Raw genomic sequence first — 16,693 nt, forward strand, 5'->3', positions numbered from 1 at the left:
CGCGGGCGGCGCAGGGCTGCTGATCGGCGGCGCGGACAGCGCGGGCGCGGCGGGTCCCGGCGCCGCACCGGCCGCAGCAGGGGTCGGGGTCGACGGCTCGCTCGTGGCGCCGTACGGCCGCCATCTCGCCTTCGGCGCCGACCCGAAGACCCAGATGCGGATCTCCTGGCAGGTGCCCTTCGCGGTGCGGCGTCCGTACGTACGGATCGGCCTGAAGCCCTGGGACCTGAGCCGCCGCATCGACGCCGAGGTCCGCGCCCTGCACACGCCCTCGCTCTCGAAGAAGCTGCCGGCGGTGGACCAGCTGTATCTGCACGTCGGTCTCGACGGCCTGAAGCCCGGCACCACGTACTACTACGGCGTCGGGCACGACGGCTTCGACCCGGCCTCGCCCGAGCGGCTCGGCACGCTCGGCACCTTCCGGACGGCGCCCGCCCGTCCGGAGAAGTTCGTCTTCACCGCCTTCGGCGACCAGGGCGTGAGCTACCACGCGCTGGCCAACGACCAGTTGATCCTGGGCCAGAACCCGTCGTTCCATCTGCACGCGGGAGACATCTGCTACGCGGACTCCAGCGGGGCGGGCAAGGAGTCGGACACCTACGACGCGCGGGTGTGGGACCAGTTCCTCGCGCAGACCGAGAGTGTCGCCTCCCGGGTCCCGTGGATGGTGACGACCGGCAATCACGACATGGAGGCCTGGTACTCGCCGAACGGGTACGGCGGCCAGTCGGCCCGCTGGTCCCTGCCGGACAACGGCTTCGACCCGAAGTCCTCCCCCGGCGTCTACTCCTTCACGTACGGCAATGTCGGCGTGGTCGCCCTCGACGCCAACGACGTCTCGTACGAGATCCCCGCCAACCAGGGCTACTCGGACGGGAAGCAGACCGCCTGGCTGGACGAGCGGCTCGGCGAGCTGCGGCGCGACCGGCACGTGGACTTCATCGTGGTCTTCTTCCACCACTGCATGTACTCCACCACGTCCGCGCACGCCTCCGACGGCGGTGTCCGGGACGCCTGGCTGCCGCTGTTCACGAAGCATCAGGTCGATCTGGTGATCAACGGACACAACCATGTGTACGAGCGCACCGACGCGATCCGGGACGGCGAGGTCGGCAGGCCCGTGCCCATCGGCGAGAGCACCGACCCGACCCGCGACGGCATCGTCCACGTCACCGCGGGCGGCGCCGGCAAGGGGCTCTACAGCTTCCCGGAGGGCGTGCAGGACAGCTTCGAGGGCTCGGTGCACGACCGCGATTCCGTCCCGACGTACCACTGGACGAAGGAGCAGGCCCAGGACCCGGAGCAGGTGGAGTGGTCACGGGTGCGGTACACCGGCTACTCGTTCCTCGCTGTGGAGGCCGAGGCGGGCACCCGGGCTCGCCTCGCGGTCTCCGCACTCGCCGAGAACGGCGAGCGCATCGACCACTTCGAGGTGCGGCGGCGCAAATAGCGGGCGGGGATGTGTGCGGCGGGCCTCAGTGGCCCGTCGCACCGCCGTTGTCCCGGCGGTCGAGGGCGCGCTGGAGGGCCGCTGCGGCGTTCTTGCGCTCGGCCTCGGCGGCGGCGGAGTGGCGGCGGGCACGGCGGGGAGTGGTCGTCGCGACAGACATCGGGGATCGACTCCTTGAGATCACGCGGGCCGGACGGAGCACGGCGGTCCGCAAGGGGGATTTCGAGGCGCCGGAAGGGGGCGGGGAGCGGGCCCGCAGGGGTTGCCTGCCTCAGGGCACCGGCTCACGACCGCCAGTCGCTGGATCGAGCGGCACGTTCGGCTTCTACAAAGCTAGGACAGCTCGGCCTGCCTGTCTCCACAGTTACTCGGACTTCCTACTATCTGAGACGGGGACTTAACCGTCATCGGATTTGCCTAAAGCTTTTAGGCAAATGCACACTGGGTTTCGGCAGAAGCGGTATCCAGGGATGACGGCGAGAGGGCCGGACATGGTGCGGGTGGGACTGAGCGCGGAGCGGCTGACGCGTGCGGGCGCCGATCTCGCCGACGAGCTCGGCTTCGAGCAGGTGACCGTCTCGGCCCTCGCCCGGCACTTCGACGTCCGGGTGGCCAGCCTCTACTCGCATCTGAAGAGCTCGGGCGACCTCAGGACGCGGATCGCCCTGCTCGCCCTCGAGGAGCTGGCCGACCGGGTCTCCGCGGCCGTGGCCGGGCGGGCCGGCAAGGACGCCCTGACCGCTTTCGCCAACGCCTACCGGGACTACGCCCTGGAGCATCCGGGGCGCTGGGCGGCCACCCTGCTGCCGCTGGATCCCGAGACCGCGGCCGCGAGCGCCGGCGTCCGGCACGCGCAGCTGACCCGCGCCGTCCTGCGGGGGTACGACCTGTCGGAGACCGATCGGACCCATGCGGTCCGGCTCCTCGGCGGCCTCTTCCGCGGCTATGTCGACCTGGAGCGCAACGGCGGCTTCGGCCACAGCGCCCCGGACTCGCAGGAGTCCTGGGACCGCTCCCTGGACGCCCTGGACGCGCTCCTGCGGAACTGGCCGGCGTCCTGACCCGACCCCGCACGCGCCGCCCCGACCACACCCGTACGCCCCCACCGAACTCTCTGATCAACAGGCGGACCCATGCCCACCGACACCCACTGGACCACCACCCCCGTCACCGAGGAGCTGCTGCGCGGCGCCCTCGACCTGGAGCGCACCGAGCACGGCGTACTCCCCCACCGGCTGCCCGCACGGGCCCGCGCGCAGAACACCGACCCGCAGCTGGCGATGGCGGAGTCCCAGCCCGCCGGCGTACGCCTGGCGTTCCGCACCCGGGCGACCGCGATCGAGCTGGACACGCTGCCGACCAAGCGGGAGTACGTCGGCGCACCGCCGCGCCCGGACGGTCTCTACGACCTGCTCGTGGACGGACGCCCGGCCGGCCAGGCGTCCGTGGCCGGGGGCAACGTACTGCGCATCGACATGACGAAGGGCACCGCCGAGACCCGGCCGGGCCCGCCCGGCACCGTGCGCTTCACCGCTCTGCCCGACGGCGACAAGGACGTCGAGATCTGGCTCCCGCACAACGAGACCACCGAGCTGATCGCGCTGCGCACCGACGCACCCGTGCATCCGGCGCCGGACCGTGGCGCCAAGGTCTGGCTGCATCACGGCAGTTCGATCTCGCACGGCTCGGACGCGGCGAGCCCCTCCACCACCTGGCCCGCCCTCGCCGCCTCGATCGGCGGCGTGGAGCTGGTCGGTCTCGGCTTCGGCGGCGGTGCGCTGCTCGACCCGTTCACGGCACGCGCGATGCGGGACACACCCGCCGACCTGATCAGCGTCAAGCTCGGCATCAATCTGGTGAACGCCGACCTGATGCGGCTGCGCGCCTTCGGCCCCGCCGTGCACGGATTCCTCGACACGATCCGGGACGGCCACCCGACCACTCCCTTGCTGGTCGTCGGGCCGGTCTTCTGTCCGATCCATGAGCACACCCCGGGCCCGGCGGCGCCGGACTTCAGCAACATGGCGGACGGACAGCTGAAGTTCGTGGCCATGGGCGACCCGGCGGACCCCTCCCGCCTCACTCTCGACACGATCCGCAGGGAGCTCGCCCGGATCACCGCCGAGCGGTCCGCCGACGACCCGTATCTGCACTACCTCGACGGCCGCGAGCTGTACGGCGAGGCGGACGCGGAGGAGCTGCCGCTGCCCGATGCGCTGCACCCGGACGCCGCCACGCACCGGCGCATCGGCGAGCGCTTCGCGAAGCTGTGCTTCACCGACGAGGGCCCGTTCCACGCCTGACTCCCCTGCAGACAGCACCGCCCTCGTCCGGCGTGGGGGCCGGACGAGGGCGGGGATCGAGGGCCGGGCGGTGCCGGCCGGGCGGGGTCAGCCCATGTGCGGGTAGCGGTAGTCCGTCGGCGGGACCAGCGCCTCCTTGACGGCGCGGGTCAGCGTCCAGCGCTGCAGGTTCTGCGGGGCGCCGGCCTTGTCGCAGGTGCCGGAGGCGCGGCCGCCGCCGAAGGGCTGCTGGCCGACGACGGCGCCGGTCGACTTGTCGTTGATGTAGAAGTTGCCCGCCGCGTAGCGGAGCTTGTCCATCGCGTCGGCCGCGGCCGCACGGTCACCGGCGATGATCGAGCCGGTCAGCGCGTACGCCGCCACCGACTCCATCTGCGCCAGCATCGTGTCGTACGCGTCGTCCTCGTAGACGTGCACCGCGAGGATCGGGCCGAAGTACTCGGTCGTGAAGACCTCGTTCTCCGGGTCGGAGCACTCGATGACGGTGGGGCGCACGAAGTAGCCGACGGAGTCGTCGTACGTACCGCCCGCGATGATCCGGCAGGTCGGGTCGGCGGCCGCACGGTCGATCGCGGCCTTGTTCTTGGCGAAGGCACGGTCGTCGATCACGGCGCCCATGAAGTTGTCCAGGTCGGTGACGTCGCCCATGGCGATGCCGTCGACCTCGGCCGCGAACTCGTCGCGCAGCCCGCCCTCCCAGAGCGAACGCGGTACGTACGCACGCGAGGACGCCGAACACTTCTGGCCCTGGAACTCGAAGGAACCACGGGTCATCGCGGTCTTGAGCACCGCCGGGTCGGCCGAGGGGTGCGCGACGACGAAGTCCTTGCCGCCGGTCTCGCCGACGATGCGCGGGTACGAGCGGTACTTCTCGATGTTGTTGCCGACCGTCTTCCACAGGTGCTGGAAGGTCTTGGTCGAGCCGGTGAAGTGGATGCCCGCGAGCTCCGGGTGCTCGAGCGCGACCTCGGAGACGGCCAGGCCGTCTCCGGTGACCAGGTTGATGACGCCCTTGGGGAGGCCGGCCTCCTCCAGGAGCTGCATGAGCAGGACCGCGGCGTGGGTCTGCGTCGGGGACGGCTTCCACACCACGACATTGCCCATCAGGGCGGGCGCGGTCGGCAGATTGCCCGCGATCGCGGTGAAGTTGAACGGCGTGATCGCGTAGACGAAGCCCTCGAGCGGACGGTGGTCGAGGCGGTTCCAGACGCCCGGCGAGTTGGCCGGGGGCTGCTCGGCGAGCAGGTCGCGGGCGTACTTCACATTGAAGCGCCAGAAGTCGATCAGCTCGCAGGGGGTGTCGATCTCCGCCTGCTGGGCGGTCTTGCCCTGACCGAGCATGGTGGAGGCGGCGAGGGTCTCGCGCCAGGGGCCGGAGAGCAGTTCGGCGGCGCGCAGGATGATCGCGGCGCGGTCGTCGAAGGACATCGCGCGCCAGGCGGGGGCCGCGGCGAGTGCGGCGTCGACGGCTTCCTGGGCATCGGCCTGGGTGGCGTTGCCGTAGGTGCCGATGACGGCCTTGTGGTTGTGCGGCTGGACGACGTCGAAGCGCTCGCCGCCGCCCATTCGCTTGACGCCGCCGATCGTCATCGGCAGGTCGATCGGGTTCTGCGCCAGCTCCTTGAGCTTGGCCTCCAGGCGGGCGCGCTCGGCGGAACCGGGGGCGTAGGAGTGGACCGGCTCGTTGACCGGCGTGGGGACCTGGGTCACAGCGTCCATGAGCTCTGTACTCCTTGTACGGGGCGGGGTTGGCGGGTACTCGGGGTCGGGTGGGATCGTCCGGGCGGTCAGCCCTTGGTGATCGTCGAGCGGAGGAAGAACAGCAGGTTGGCCGGCTTCTCCGCGAGGCGGCGCATGAAATATCCGTACCAGTCCGTGCCGTACGCGGTGTAGACACGCATCCGGTGGCCCTCGGCGGCCAGGCGGACGTGCTCCTCGCTGCGGATGCCGTACAGCATCTGGAACTCGTACTCGTCCAGTTTGCGCCCGGCGCGACGGGCCAGCTCCTGGCCGATCGAGATGAGCCGCGGGTCGTGGGACCCGACCATCGGGTACCCACTGCCCTCCATCAGGATGCGCAGGACGCGGACGTACGCCTTGTCGATCTCCGCCTTGTTCTGGAAGGCGACGGTGTCGGGCTCGTTGTAGGCGCCCTTGACCAGGCGGACCCGGCTGCCGTTCGCGGCCAGGCGGATCGCGTCCCGCTCGGTGCGGAAGAGGTACGACTGGATGACGCAGCCCGTCTGCGGGAAGTCCTTCCGCAGCTCGTCGTGGATGGCGAACATCGAGTCGAGGGTGGTGTGGTCCTCGGCGTCGAGGGTGACCGTGGTGCCGATCTCGGCGGCCGCCTCGACGACGGGACGGACGTTGGCCAGCGCGAGCTCGTGACCGCCGTCAAGGGCTTGACCGAACATCGACAGCTTCACGGACATCTCGGCCTTCGGGCCGAGGCCGAGTCCCTTGAGGTGCTCGATCAGTTCCAGGTACGCGTCGCGGGCCGCGGCGGCCTGCTCGGGGGTCGTGATGTCCTCGCCGACCACGTCCAGGGTGACTTCGAGCCCCTTGGCCGCGGCGTCCTCGACGACCGCGACGACCTGGTCGACGGTCTCACCGGCGATGAAGCGGTTGACGACCTGCTTGGTGCCGGGCGCGGCGGAGACGAAGCGCCGCATGCGGTCGCTGCGGGACGCGGCAAGAATCACGGGTCCCAACACGGGCACCTCCACGGAACGGGGTTCTGACGGCACCGTGAAATCTAAGGATCGCTCCGATCCTCAGCCATCGACAGCTGTCACGCATCCGTGGCCCGGATCTCAGACATATGTATGAGAGCCGCCGCCCGATGCCGGAGAATGGCCGGTGTGAAGGGCGACTACCAGGAACTCGTCGACGAGATCTCCGCGCTGCTCGGCGCTCCGGCCACACTGGAGAACCGTGACTTCGGACTGATCGCGTTCGGCGCGCACGACAGCGACGACGACTCCGAGATGGACCCCGTGCGCACCCGCTCGATCCTGACCCGCAAGTCGTCCGCGGCGGTCCGCTCCTGGTTCGAGGGCTTCGGCATCGCCCGCGCCACGGCTCCGGTGCGCATCCCGCCCACCCCGGAGGCCGGCGTCTACCGCGGCCGGATCTGTCTGCCCGTACGCAATCGGGGCATCGTGCTCGGGTACGTCTGGCTGCTCGACGACGATCCGGGCCCGACGGACGCCCAGCTGCACGCGGCGATGGCGGTGGCCTCCCGGATCGGCGCGCAGCTCGCCGACGAGGCACAGGCCGGTGCCGATCTGACCCGCGAGTTCCATGCGGTGCTCACCGCCGAGCGGGGCTGGCAGCGCGACATGGCGGTGGCCGCGCTGCGCACCGCACTCGGCCCGCGCGCCGACGGCCTGCACGTGGTGGCCTGCGTCGCCCCGTGGCCCTCCGCTGACCCGGACGAGGCCCCGGGCGCCCGGGCATTTCCGGCGGTCACCGCACTGTGCACCGTGCCGTGGGGGCCGACCGGACAATGTCTGGCCCTGCTGGTCCGGCTGCGCTCGTCGGACGTGCTGACGCCGGCGGAAGGTGCGGTCGGCAAGCTGCGCGACCGCGTGCTCGCCGGCGGCAGTACATCCGGCGGAGCCGCGCCCCGGATCGCGGCGGGCTTCGGGGAACCGCGCAGCGACCTGGCTGAACTGGGCGCGGCCTGGCACGAGGCGACCTCGGCGGCCCGGGCGGCCCTGGCGGACGCCCGCTTCGGCCCGGACGCCCGGTGGTCGGCCATCGGCCCGTACCGGCTGCTCACCGCGCTGCCCGTGACGGCGACGCACGATCCGGCGCTCGCCACCCTGCTCGCGCCGGCCCACCGCCAACTGGCCCGCAGCGCCGAGGTGTTCCTCGACCACGCGGGCCAGGCGGGCCGCACCGCGGCGGCCCTCGGCGTGCACCGGCAGACCCTGTACTACCGCCTGTCCCGCGTCGAGCAGCTCACCGGCCTCGACCTCGACGACGGCGAGGACCGCCTCCTGCTGCACATGGCCCTGAAGGCGGCACGGCTCTGAAGTACGGAGCGGACGCTGAAGTACGGAGCGGAGGCTGAAGTACGGAGCGGAGGCTGAAGTACGGAGCGGACGCTACTGGCCCATCACGTACTTCACGGTCGGACCCGTGGTCCAGCCGCCGTCCACGGCCAGCTCGGCGCCCGTGACGTACGAGGCGGCGTCGGAGAGCAGATACGCCACGGCGTCGGCGATCTCCGAGGCCTCGCCGACCCGGCCCATCGGGGTGTTGGGGTAGTTGCCCTCGCCCTGCTCGATGCCCACCTGCGCGGTCATCGGGGTGTATGTCATGCCGGGGTGGACCGAGTTGACCCGGATCCGCGCGGTGCCGAGCTCCACCGCACCGATCTTGGTGAGCCCGCGCACGCCCCACTTCGATGCGCCGTACGACGAGGTCAGCGCGAGGCCCATCAGGCCGGCGGCCGATGAGATGTTGACGATCGAGCCGCCGCCGTTCTCCTTCATGCCGGGGATCACCGTGCGCATGCCGATGAAGACGCCGGTGAGGTTGATGTCGAGGACCTGGCGGAAGTGCTCGACGGTCTCGGTCTCCAGGGGCATGCCGGTGGAGATGCCCGCGTTGTTGACAAGGCCGTCGATCCGCCCGAACTCGGCGACGGTGAAGTCCGCGGCCCGCTGCCAGGCCTCCTCGTCGGTCACGTCCAGGCGTACGAAGCGGGCCCGGTCGCCGAGCTCCGCGACCAGTGCCTTGCCCTCGTCCTCGAGGAGGTCGGCGACGACCACCCGGGCGCCGGCTGCGACGGCCTTGCGGGCCACTTCCGCGCCGATGCCGCGGGCGCCGCCGGTGATGAGCACCGTCTTGGTCGAGAGGTCGTTCATGAGGTGCTCCAAGGAAAGTCACGGAGGGATTCGATACAGCGGACCGCGAGGGCTCCCGGGCCCTGCGGCCCGTCGGCCGGTTCGTCGGTGGCGGCCCAGCTCTCGACCGCGACCCGGAGGGCCGTACTGGCCAGGGCCGCGCCGAGGCGGGGGCCGCCGGCTGCCGGGAGGCTCGCCGGGTGGGCTCCGACGCGCTCGGCGAGCACCTCGACGAGCGCCGTCTCAGCGGCGAAGCACGCGTCGTTCCACACCGAGCGCAGGGCCGGCGCGTCCTCGGCCATCCGCAGCAGGGACCGCACCCACTCCAGGGACTCGGCGTTCGCCGGGCCGTCGGTGCCGCTGTCCGCAGCCGGGTCGAGCGCGCCCGAGGCCGCGCCGATCAGGGCGTCGGGCACGGGGAGTTCGGCCGGCGCCGCGCGCACGGCGTCCACCCAGCGCCGGGTGCCCTCCTCGAAGACCGGGGCGACCGACTCCTCCTTGGTCGCGAAGTACCGGTAGAAGGTGCGCGGCGCGACGCCGGCCGCGCGGGCGATGTCCTCGGCGCGTGTGGCCCGCAGTCCGCGCTCGACGAAGAGCGCGGCCGCGGTGTGGGCGATGTCCCTGCGCGTGGCGGCCTTGCGCCGCTCGTTCAGTGAGCTCCCGGGCATGATCTGCATGATATGCCTATGTGGCAGAATCTGCCACCGACGGATGCGGGGCGCCCGGCGCACCCGTGATCCGGGCACCTGGCTCGAGGCTCCGGCGTACGACCGCCGCGGGCGAATCGGACGATCGATGGGACGGCACCAGCAAGTGCAGCGACGGCGTTTCCTCCTCCGGACGGCTTCTCTCGCGTCGGGAGCGGCCCTCGGCCTGACCGGCTGCGGCGGGAGCTCGTCCAGAACACCGCTGCAGGTGATGGTGGCCAGCTACGACGAGAGCGTCGGCGCCTCCATCGGCGAGCAGTGGGACGACGTCGCCGAGGCCTTCGAGAAGAAGCACCCGGACGTGCAGGTCGCCGTCGAGCGGGTGCCGTTCGAGAAACTGGACGCCACCCTCGCCCGCCGGGTCGCCGCGGGCAGGGCGCCCGACATCGCCCAGTCCAACGTCTTCTCCCGCTTCGCCGAGCAAGGGCTCCTGTACGCCGCATCGGACCTCTTCGACGTCGCCACCGAGGCCGACTTCACGCCCTCCCTCGTCAAGGCGGGCGAGGTCGATCTGATCCAGTACGGCATTCCGCTGATGGCGAGCACCCCGCGCCTCTTCTACAACAAGGCCCTGTTCAAGAAGGCGGGCATCGCTGCGCCGCCCCGATCGTGGGCCGAACTGCGCACAGCCGCACAGGCGTTGCGGACCGCAGGGGTGCCCACGCCGTACGGGCTGCAGTTCGGCCCCGAGGCCGCCGAGGACGAGCTCTTCGCCTGGCTGCTCGCGGGCGACGGCAACTACACCACCTCCGGCGGCTACTCCTTCGACACCAGGGAGAACGCGGCGGTCCTCGGCTGGCTGCGGGACAACCTGGTCGCCGACGGCCTCGCCGGGGACCCGGCCAGACTCACCCGCACCTCGGCCTACGAGCAGTTCCTCGGCGGACGGATCGGCATGATGCTCGCCCACCCGGTCCTGATGGACGCGGCGGACGGGGCCGAACTCCCGTACGGGCACGCGGCGTTCCCCGGCCGGCGGCCGGGCGCGGCACCTCCGATGGGGATCAACGACTGGCTCCTCGCGTTCCGCCGGAACGACCGCCGCAAGGCCTGCGGCGACTTCCTCGGCTTCGTCTACGGCAAGGAGTCGACGGCCGGTTACGGCGCCGGACAGGCGGCCGCCCTGCCGGTGACCGTCTCCGGAGCGCAGGCGGCGACCGCCGGCGGCGGCAACCGGCTCGGTGCGTTCATCGAGCAGCTGCCGCGGGCCCGCTTCCAGCCGAGCGCCCTGCACTCCTGGCCCGCGGTCCGCAGTGCGGTGCGCGAGAACATCGGCGCCGCAGTGCGCCGCGACGGCGATCCGGCCGCCGTCCTGAGCCGGCTCCAGTCCACCGCGAGCCAGGCGGAGTCGGGCGCGAGGCCGTAGCAGCCCGCGAAGATCCGCCGGACGGGCCTTACGCCGGGGACCCGGTCGCGCCCTCGATCACGCGGCGCAGCCCGGCGGTGAGCTGCTCGGCGTCGGTGGCCTCGTCCGGGTCGAGGAGCCACTGGAGCATCAGGCCGTTGAGCAGCGTGGCGTAGAGCCTGCCCTCCGATTCGACGATGGCGTCGTCCGTCTCGTCCTCGATGTCTCCCGTGAACATCGGGACGAGTCCGGCCCGCCCCTGCCGCTGCGCGGCCACCAGGATCTTCCGGACCTCGGGGATCCGGTCGCCGTACAGCACGGACTCGAAGCTCAGCATCCAGATCGGCCGTGCCTCGGGGAACGAGTCGACGATCCGCGCCCACACCTCGTGGAAGCGCTCCACGCTGCGTACGGGCGCCTCGCCGCGTCCGGCGAACAGATCCGCGCCCCACTGATCGCCGACCGCCTCCACCAGCGCGATATAGGCCTCGGCCAGGAGCTTGTCCTTCGAGCCGTAGTGATAGCCGATCGAGGCGAGGTTGGTCCCGGACTCCTTGACGATGTCGCGGGCCGTCGTACGCACGAACCCCTTGTCCAGCAGACAGCGCTTCGCGCCTTCGAGCAGATCCTCACGGTGTCCCATCCGGACAGCATAGGCGCGCTCCATACAACCGTCCTATACCAACGTTTTACACAGCCGCCCTATACGCACGTATAAGACGGTCGTACATTGAATGGCATGACGAACTCGAAGCACGCCCCCGCCCCGGCCGCCGACGCCCAGCGCGCCGGCCGCAAGGAGTGGACCGCCCTGGTCGTCCTGATGCTGCCGCTGCTCCTGGTCTCGATGGACGTGTCGGTCCTCTACTTCGCGATCCCCTCGATCAGCGCCGACCTCGACCCCAGCGGCACCCAGCAACTCTGGATCTTCGACATCTACGGATTCGTGCTCGCCGGTCTCCTGATGACCATGGGCGCGATCGGCGACCGCATCGGCAGGCGCCGGCTGCTGCTCGTCGGCGCGACCGCCTTCGGCACCGCCTCGCTCGCGGCGGCGTACGCACCGAGTGCCGAACTCCTCATCGCCGCACGCGCGTTGCTCGGCATCGGCGGCGCGACGCTGATGCCCTCGACAATGGCCCTGGTGCGCACCATGTTCCGCGACGCCGGCCAGCGCGCGAAGGCCATCGGTATCTGGTCGGCCGTGATGGCGGGCGGCGTGGCCCTCGGCTCGGTGCTCAGCGGGGTCCTGGTGGAGCACTTCTGGTGGGGCTCGGTCTTTCTGGTCAACCTGCCCGCGATGGTGCTGCTCCTGGTCCTCGCGCTGGCCCTGATCCCGGAGTCCAGGTCCGCCGAGCGGAGCCGCTTCGACCTGCTGAGCGTGCCGCTCTCGATGGCCGCCGTGCTGCCGCTCGTCTATGGCCTCAAGGAGACGGCGTCCGCGGGGATGCACCTCGAGTACGGGGTCTGGCTCGCCGTCGGCGGCCTGTTCACCGTCCTGTTCGTGCACCGTCAGCGCACGGTCGCCGCTCCGCTGGTCGACCCCGCGCTGTTCCGCGGGCGGGGCTTCGGACCGGCGGTGGCGCTCAATCTGATGGCGGCCTTCGGCATGATGGGCTCGGCCCTGTTCACCACGCAGTATCTGCAATCGGTGCTCGGCAAGGGCCCGTTGGAGGCCGCCCTGTGGTCGCTGCTGCCGTCCGTACTGGTCGGATTCGCGGCACCGACCGCGACGGTGCTCGTCGCCCGTGGCGCAAACCGACGACACGTGGTGGCCGGCGGCTTCGTCGTCGCGGCCGGCGGCTTCGGACTGCTCGCGGCCACCGGCACCGACTCCCTGTGGACCGCCCTGGCCGGCGCGGGCGTACTGGCCGCGGGCATCGTGACCGTGATGTCGCAGCTCACCGATCTGGCACTCGGCGCGGCTCCGGTGGACCGGGCCGGCTCGGCCTCCTCGCTGCTCGAGACGGGCCAGGAGTTCGGCGGGGCACTCGGGATGGCGGTGCTCGGCGCCGTGGGATCCGCCGTCTACCGCCATGGCATGCCGGACGGTGCGCCGGACGCCGCCCGCGAGACCCTCGGCGGGGCGATCGCCACCGCGCATGCGCTGCCCGAGCGGGCGGGCGACGCCCTGGCCACCGCGGCCCGTACCGCCTTCACCGACGGGATGCACATGGCGGCGCTTGTGGGCACGGTGCTGCTGCTCGCCGCGGCGGCCGTGGCGCTGACCGCGCTGCGCGACACCTCGTCTCCCGACGGCCCGGTGCCCGACTCCCCTGCAGACAGCGGCACTTCGGAGCCCGCGCTCACCGCCGCCGCCGAACGCTGATCCCCGCCTGCGCCTTCTGCAGCCGTTCTGCCGCACGCGTACGACGAGGGTCCGGCCACCACCCCGTGGTGACCGGACCCTCGTCCCTGTCGTGCGGCGCCCGCGCAACGGGCCCCGGTTCAGTCCGCCAGATTCACCGAACGGGCCGACGTCGCGCCGATCTCCTCCGCCAGCTCGTTCAGGACGGCCTGCGGGACGGTGCCGTCGACGGTGAGCACCGCGAGTGCCTCGCCGCCCTCCTCGGCGCGGGCGACCTGCATGCCGGCGATGTTCAGACCGGCCTCCCCGAGGACCCGGCCGACGGTGCCGACGACACCGGGACGGTCCGAGTAGCGCAGTACGGCCATGTGGTCGGCGAGCGACAGATCGATGTCGTACTCGCCGATCGAGACGATCTTCTGCAGGTGCTTGGGGCCGGCGAGCGTGCCGGACACCGAGACGTTCTCCCCGCCGGAGAGCGTGCCGCGGACCGTCACCACGTTCCGGTGGTCGGGCGACTCGGAGCTGGTGGTGAGGCGGACCTCGACGCCGCGCTCCTGGGCGAACAGCGGAGCATTCACGTAGCTGACGGTCTCGTCCACCACGTCCTCGAACACGCCCTTGAGCGCGCTCAGTTCGAGCACCTTCACATCGTGCTGGGTGATCTCGCCGCAGACCTCCACGTCCAGGCGGACCGCGACCTCGCCCGCGAGCGAGGTGAAGATCCGGCCGAGCTTCTCGGCGAGCGGCAGACCCGGGCGCACGTCCTCGGCGATGACTCCGCCCTGGACGTTCACCGCGTCCGGGACGAGCTCGCCGGCGAGCGCCAGACGCACGGACTTGGCGACCGAGATGCCCGCCTTCTCCTGCGCCTCACCGGTCGAGGCACCGAGATGCGGGGTGGCGACGACCTGGTCGAACTGGAAGAGCGGGGAGTCCGTGCAGGGCTCCGACGCGTACACATCGAGGCCGGCGCCGGCGACGCGGCCCTCCTTGAGTGCGGAGGCGAGCGCCTCCTCGTCGACGATGCCGCCGCGCGCGGCGTTGACGATACGGACCGACGGCTTGACCTTGTGCAGCGCCTCGTCACCGATGAGACCGAGGGTCTCGGGGGTCTTGGGCAGGTGCACGGTGATGAAGTCGGAGACCTCGAGCAGCTCGTCGAGGGTGAGGAGCTTCACGCCCATCTGCGCGGCCCGCGCGGGCTGTACGTACGGGTCGTAGGCGACGACCTTCATGCCGAAGCCGGACATCCGCTGGGCGACCAGTACGCCGATGCGGCCGAGGCCGACGACACCGAGCGTCTTCTCGGCGAGCTCGACACCGGTGTACTTCGAGCGCTTCCACTCGCCGTTCTTCAGGGCGGTGTTGGCCTGCGGGATGTTGCGCGCGGTGGCGACGAGGAGGCCGCAGGCCAGCTCGGCGGCGGTGACGATGTTGGACGTCGGGGCGTTCACCACCATGACGCCGGCCTTGGTGGCGGCGGAGACGTCGACGTTGTCCAGACCGACGCCCGCGCGGGCCACGACCTTCAGCTTCTTCGCGGCGCCGATCGCCTCGGCGTCCACCTTGGTGGCGGAGCGCACGAGGATCGCGTCCACGTCCTCGATGGCGGGCAGCAGCTCGGCGCGGTCCGCGCCGTTGCACTGCCGGATCTCGAAGTCCGGTCCGAGTGCATCGACAGTCGCGGGCGACAGCTCTTCAGCGATGAGTACGACAGGTTTGTCGTTGGCAGTGCTCACGTGAGTCCTCACAAGTCCCATGCAGACGGCCGTCCCGTGGGCCGCAGGCGGTGGAGGTGGCTAGCCGCGTGGAAGACGCACGACGCTGTGGGCCTGACGCGTTTGTGTTCAGCAGTGTAGTGGTGCGGGGCGGCACGTCGATGCCGCACTGAAGGGATCACCCTTCCGAGGCTTCCTTGCTCAAATCCAGCCCCTCCGGCGTTTGAGGAGCGGGGTCCGGGGCGGAGCCCCGAAACGGGTCCAGGGGCGGAGCCCCGAAGGACCCCGCCCCGGACCGGCGTACCGACTACGCCTCGTCGTCGACCCAGGACATCAGCTTGCGCAGCTCCTTGCCCGTGGTCTCGAGCAGGCTGCTCTCGTCCTGCGACTTGTACTCGTTGTACTTCTTCAGACCACCGTGGTACTCGTCCATCCAGTTCTTGGCGAACGTACCGTCCTGGATCTCGGCGAGGACCTTCTTCATCTCGGCCTTGGTCTGGTCCGTGATGATCCGCGGACCCGTGACGTAGTCGCCCCACTCGGCGGTCTCGGAGATCGACCAGCGCATCTTCTCCAGGCCGCCCTCGTACATGAGGTCCACGATCAGCTTCAGCTCGTGGAGGCACTCGAAGTACGCGATCTCCGGCTGGTAACCCGCCTCGGTCAGCGTCTCGAAGCCCGCCTTGACCAGTGCGGCGGTACCGCCGCAGAGCACGGCCTGCTCGCCGAACAGGTCGGTCTCGGTCTCCTCGGTGAAGGTCGTCTTGATGACGCCCGCCCGCGTGCCGCCGATGCCCTTGGCGTACGACAGGGCGAGCGCGAAGCCGTTCCCACTGGCGTCCTGCTCGACGGCCGCGATGCACGGCACGCCGCGACCCTCCTCGTACTGACGGCGGACCAGGTGGCCCGGGCCCTTCGGGGCGACCATGGCGACGTCCACGTTGGACGGCGGCTTGATGAAGCCGTACCGGATGTTGAGGCCGTGGCCGAAGAACAGCGCGTCGCCGTCCTTCAGGTTGTCCTTGATGGACTCCTCGTAGACCTTCGCCTGGATCGGGTCCGGCACGAGCAGCATGATGACGTCGGCCTCGGCAGCGGCCTCGGACGGGGTGACGACGCGCAGGCCCTGCTCCTCGGCCTTGGCCTTGGACTTGGAGCCCTCGGGCAGGCCGACGCGGACGTCGACGCCCGAGTCGCGCAGCGACAGCGCGTGGGCGTGGCCCTGGCTGCCGTAGCCGATGACCGCGACCTTGCGGCCCTGGATGATGGACAGGTCGGCGTCGTCGTCGTAGAACAGCTCGGCCACTGGGCTTCTCCTTGGTGTAGCGATGCGTGGGTCCCACCGTACGGCGGGCCCGGCATGGGGGGTTGTTCGGTCTCGGGATGCGGGCGGTCGCCCGCGGCCGGCCGCGGTCTGACGGTCCTGTTCAGGCCTTGTCAGGCGCTGTCAGCGCTGTCAGGCACTACGGTCGAGGGCGCGCAGCGAGCGGTCCGTGATGGACCGGGCACCACGGCCTATGGCGATCGTGCCGGACTGGACGAGCTCCTTGATGCCGAAGGGTTCCAGCATCTTGAGCATCGCCTCGAGCTTGTCGCTCGATCCGGTGGCCTCGATGGTGACGGCCTCGGGTGAGACGTCGACCGTCTTGGCGCGGAAGAGCTGGACGATCTCGACGATCTGGGAGCGCGTCTCGTTGTCGGCGCGCACCTTCACCAGAACGAGTTCCCGGTGGACGGCGCCGCTGTCCTCCAGTTCCACGATCTTCAGGACGTTGACCAGCTTGTTGAGCTGCTTGGTGACCTGTTCGAGCGGGAGGTCCTCGACATTCACGACGATGGTGATGCGGGAGATGTCGGGGTGCTCGGTGACGCCGACGGCGAGCGAGTCGATGTTGAAGCCGCGGCGGGAGAAGAGGGCGGCGATCCTTGCGAGGATGCCGGGGGTGTTCTCGACGAGAACGGAGAGCGTGTGCTTGGACATGTCGATCGGTCTCTCTTTCGCT

Annotated in this window: 15 protein-coding genes; 6 read left to right on the forward strand and 9 right to left on the reverse strand. The window is 70.7% G+C overall.

Annotation, left to right across the window (positions count from 1 at the left end; genetic code table 11):
• Positions 1-1,450, forward strand: a 1,450-nt coding sequence (locus DY218_RS02515; protein WP_147336116.1) for a purple acid phosphatase family protein, incomplete at its 5' end; no start/stop codon positions are given.
• A gap of 25 nt (positions 1,451-1,475) precedes the next feature.
• Here the strand turns inward: DY218_RS02515 and DY218_RS35560 are convergent.
• Positions 1,476-1,610 (reverse strand): hypothetical protein, encoded by a 135-nt coding sequence (locus DY218_RS35560; protein ID WP_267899356.1) that lies wholly within the window; start codon positions 1,608-1,610, stop codon positions 1,476-1,478.
• Between the two features lie 331 nt (positions 1,611-1,941).
• Between DY218_RS35560 and DY218_RS02520 the strand changes: the two genes are divergently transcribed.
• Positions 1,942-2,511, forward strand: a complete 570-nt coding sequence (locus DY218_RS02520) for a TetR/AcrR family transcriptional regulator (protein WP_128554300.1) — start codon at positions 1,942-1,944, stop codon at positions 2,509-2,511.
• Positions 2,512-2,583: 72 nt separating this feature from the next.
• A complete protein-coding gene (locus DY218_RS02525) occupies positions 2,584-3,753 on the forward strand; it encodes an SGNH/GDSL hydrolase family protein (protein ID WP_128554218.1) in 1,170 nt (389 codons plus the stop codon).
• An 87-nt stretch (positions 3,754-3,840) separates the two neighbouring features.
• On the opposite strand, the gene pruA is transcribed toward DY218_RS02525, so the two are convergent.
• Together pruA and DY218_RS02535 are read right to left on the reverse strand one after the other, a co-directional pair.
• On the reverse strand, positions 3,841-5,472 hold the full coding sequence (gene pruA, locus DY218_RS02530; RefSeq protein WP_128554219.1) for an L-glutamate gamma-semialdehyde dehydrogenase: 1,632 nt from the start codon (positions 5,470-5,472) through the stop codon (positions 3,841-3,843).
• Positions 5,473-5,540: 68 nt separating this feature from the next.
• A complete protein-coding gene (locus DY218_RS02535) occupies positions 5,541-6,467 on the reverse strand; it encodes a proline dehydrogenase family protein (protein ID WP_128554220.1) in 927 nt (308 codons plus the stop codon).
• A 138-nt stretch (positions 6,468-6,605) separates the two neighbouring features.
• Here DY218_RS02535 and DY218_RS02540 point away from each other — a divergent pair, with 138 nt between their 5' ends.
• A complete protein-coding gene (locus DY218_RS02540; protein WP_128554221.1) occupies positions 6,606-7,793 on the forward strand; it encodes a PucR family transcriptional regulator in 1,188 nt (395 codons plus the stop codon).
• A 72-nt stretch (positions 7,794-7,865) separates the two neighbouring features.
• Here the strand turns inward: DY218_RS02540 and DY218_RS02545 are convergent, their stop codons facing one another.
• Both DY218_RS02545 and DY218_RS02550 read right to left on the reverse strand, forming a co-directional pair.
• Positions 7,866-8,630: a glucose 1-dehydrogenase gene (locus tag DY218_RS02545; protein WP_128554222.1), complete on the reverse strand. Its 765-nt coding sequence runs from the start codon at positions 8,628-8,630 to the stop codon at positions 7,866-7,868.
• Entirely contained in the window at positions 8,627-9,277 is a 651-nt protein-coding gene (locus tag DY218_RS02550; protein ID WP_233521319.1) for a TetR/AcrR family transcriptional regulator, read from the reverse strand. Before DY218_RS02550 ends, DY218_RS02545 begins: the two co-directional genes overlap by 4 nt.
• 250 nt (positions 9,278-9,527) lie before the next feature.
• Here DY218_RS02550 and DY218_RS02555 point away from each other — a divergent pair, with 250 nt between their 5' ends.
• A complete protein-coding gene (locus tag DY218_RS02555) occupies positions 9,528-10,682 on the forward strand; it encodes an extracellular solute-binding protein (protein WP_233521320.1) in 1,155 nt (384 codons plus the stop codon).
• A 28-nt stretch (positions 10,683-10,710) separates the two neighbouring features.
• Here the strand turns inward: DY218_RS02555 and DY218_RS02560 are convergent, their stop codons facing one another.
• Complete coding sequence (locus DY218_RS02560; protein ID WP_128554225.1) at positions 10,711-11,304, reverse strand: TetR/AcrR family transcriptional regulator; 594 nt, start codon at positions 11,302-11,304, stop codon at positions 10,711-10,713.
• Between the two features lie 96 nt (positions 11,305-11,400).
• Between DY218_RS02560 and DY218_RS02565 the strand changes: the two genes are divergently transcribed.
• Positions 11,401-12,990 (forward strand): MFS transporter, encoded by a 1,590-nt coding sequence (locus tag DY218_RS02565; protein WP_128554226.1) that lies wholly within the window; start codon positions 11,401-11,403, stop codon positions 12,988-12,990.
• 119 nt (positions 12,991-13,109) lie between these two features.
• Here DY218_RS02565 and serA read toward each other — a convergent pair whose 3' ends face one another.
• The 3 genes from serA to ilvN all read right to left on the reverse strand — a co-directional run bounded on the left by serA (position 13,110) and on the right by ilvN (position 16,671).
• On the reverse strand, positions 13,110-14,732 hold the full coding sequence (serA, locus tag DY218_RS02570) for a phosphoglycerate dehydrogenase (protein WP_128554227.1): 1,623 nt from the start codon (positions 14,730-14,732) through the stop codon (positions 13,110-13,112).
• A gap of 265 nt (positions 14,733-14,997) precedes the next feature.
• Positions 14,998-15,996: a ketol-acid reductoisomerase gene (ilvC, locus tag DY218_RS02575; RefSeq protein WP_128554228.1), complete on the reverse strand. Its 999-nt coding sequence runs from the start codon at positions 15,994-15,996 to the stop codon at positions 14,998-15,000.
• Between the two features lie 150 nt (positions 15,997-16,146).
• Positions 16,147-16,671: an acetolactate synthase small subunit gene (gene ilvN, locus DY218_RS02580; protein WP_128554229.1), complete on the reverse strand. Its 525-nt coding sequence runs from the start codon at positions 16,669-16,671 to the stop codon at positions 16,147-16,149.
• Positions 16,672-16,693: the final 22 nt, after the last annotated feature.

Source organism: Streptomyces triticagri (assembly GCF_003429565.1).
GTDB lineage: Bacteria > Actinomycetota > Actinomycetes > Streptomycetales > Streptomycetaceae > Streptomyces > Streptomyces triticagri.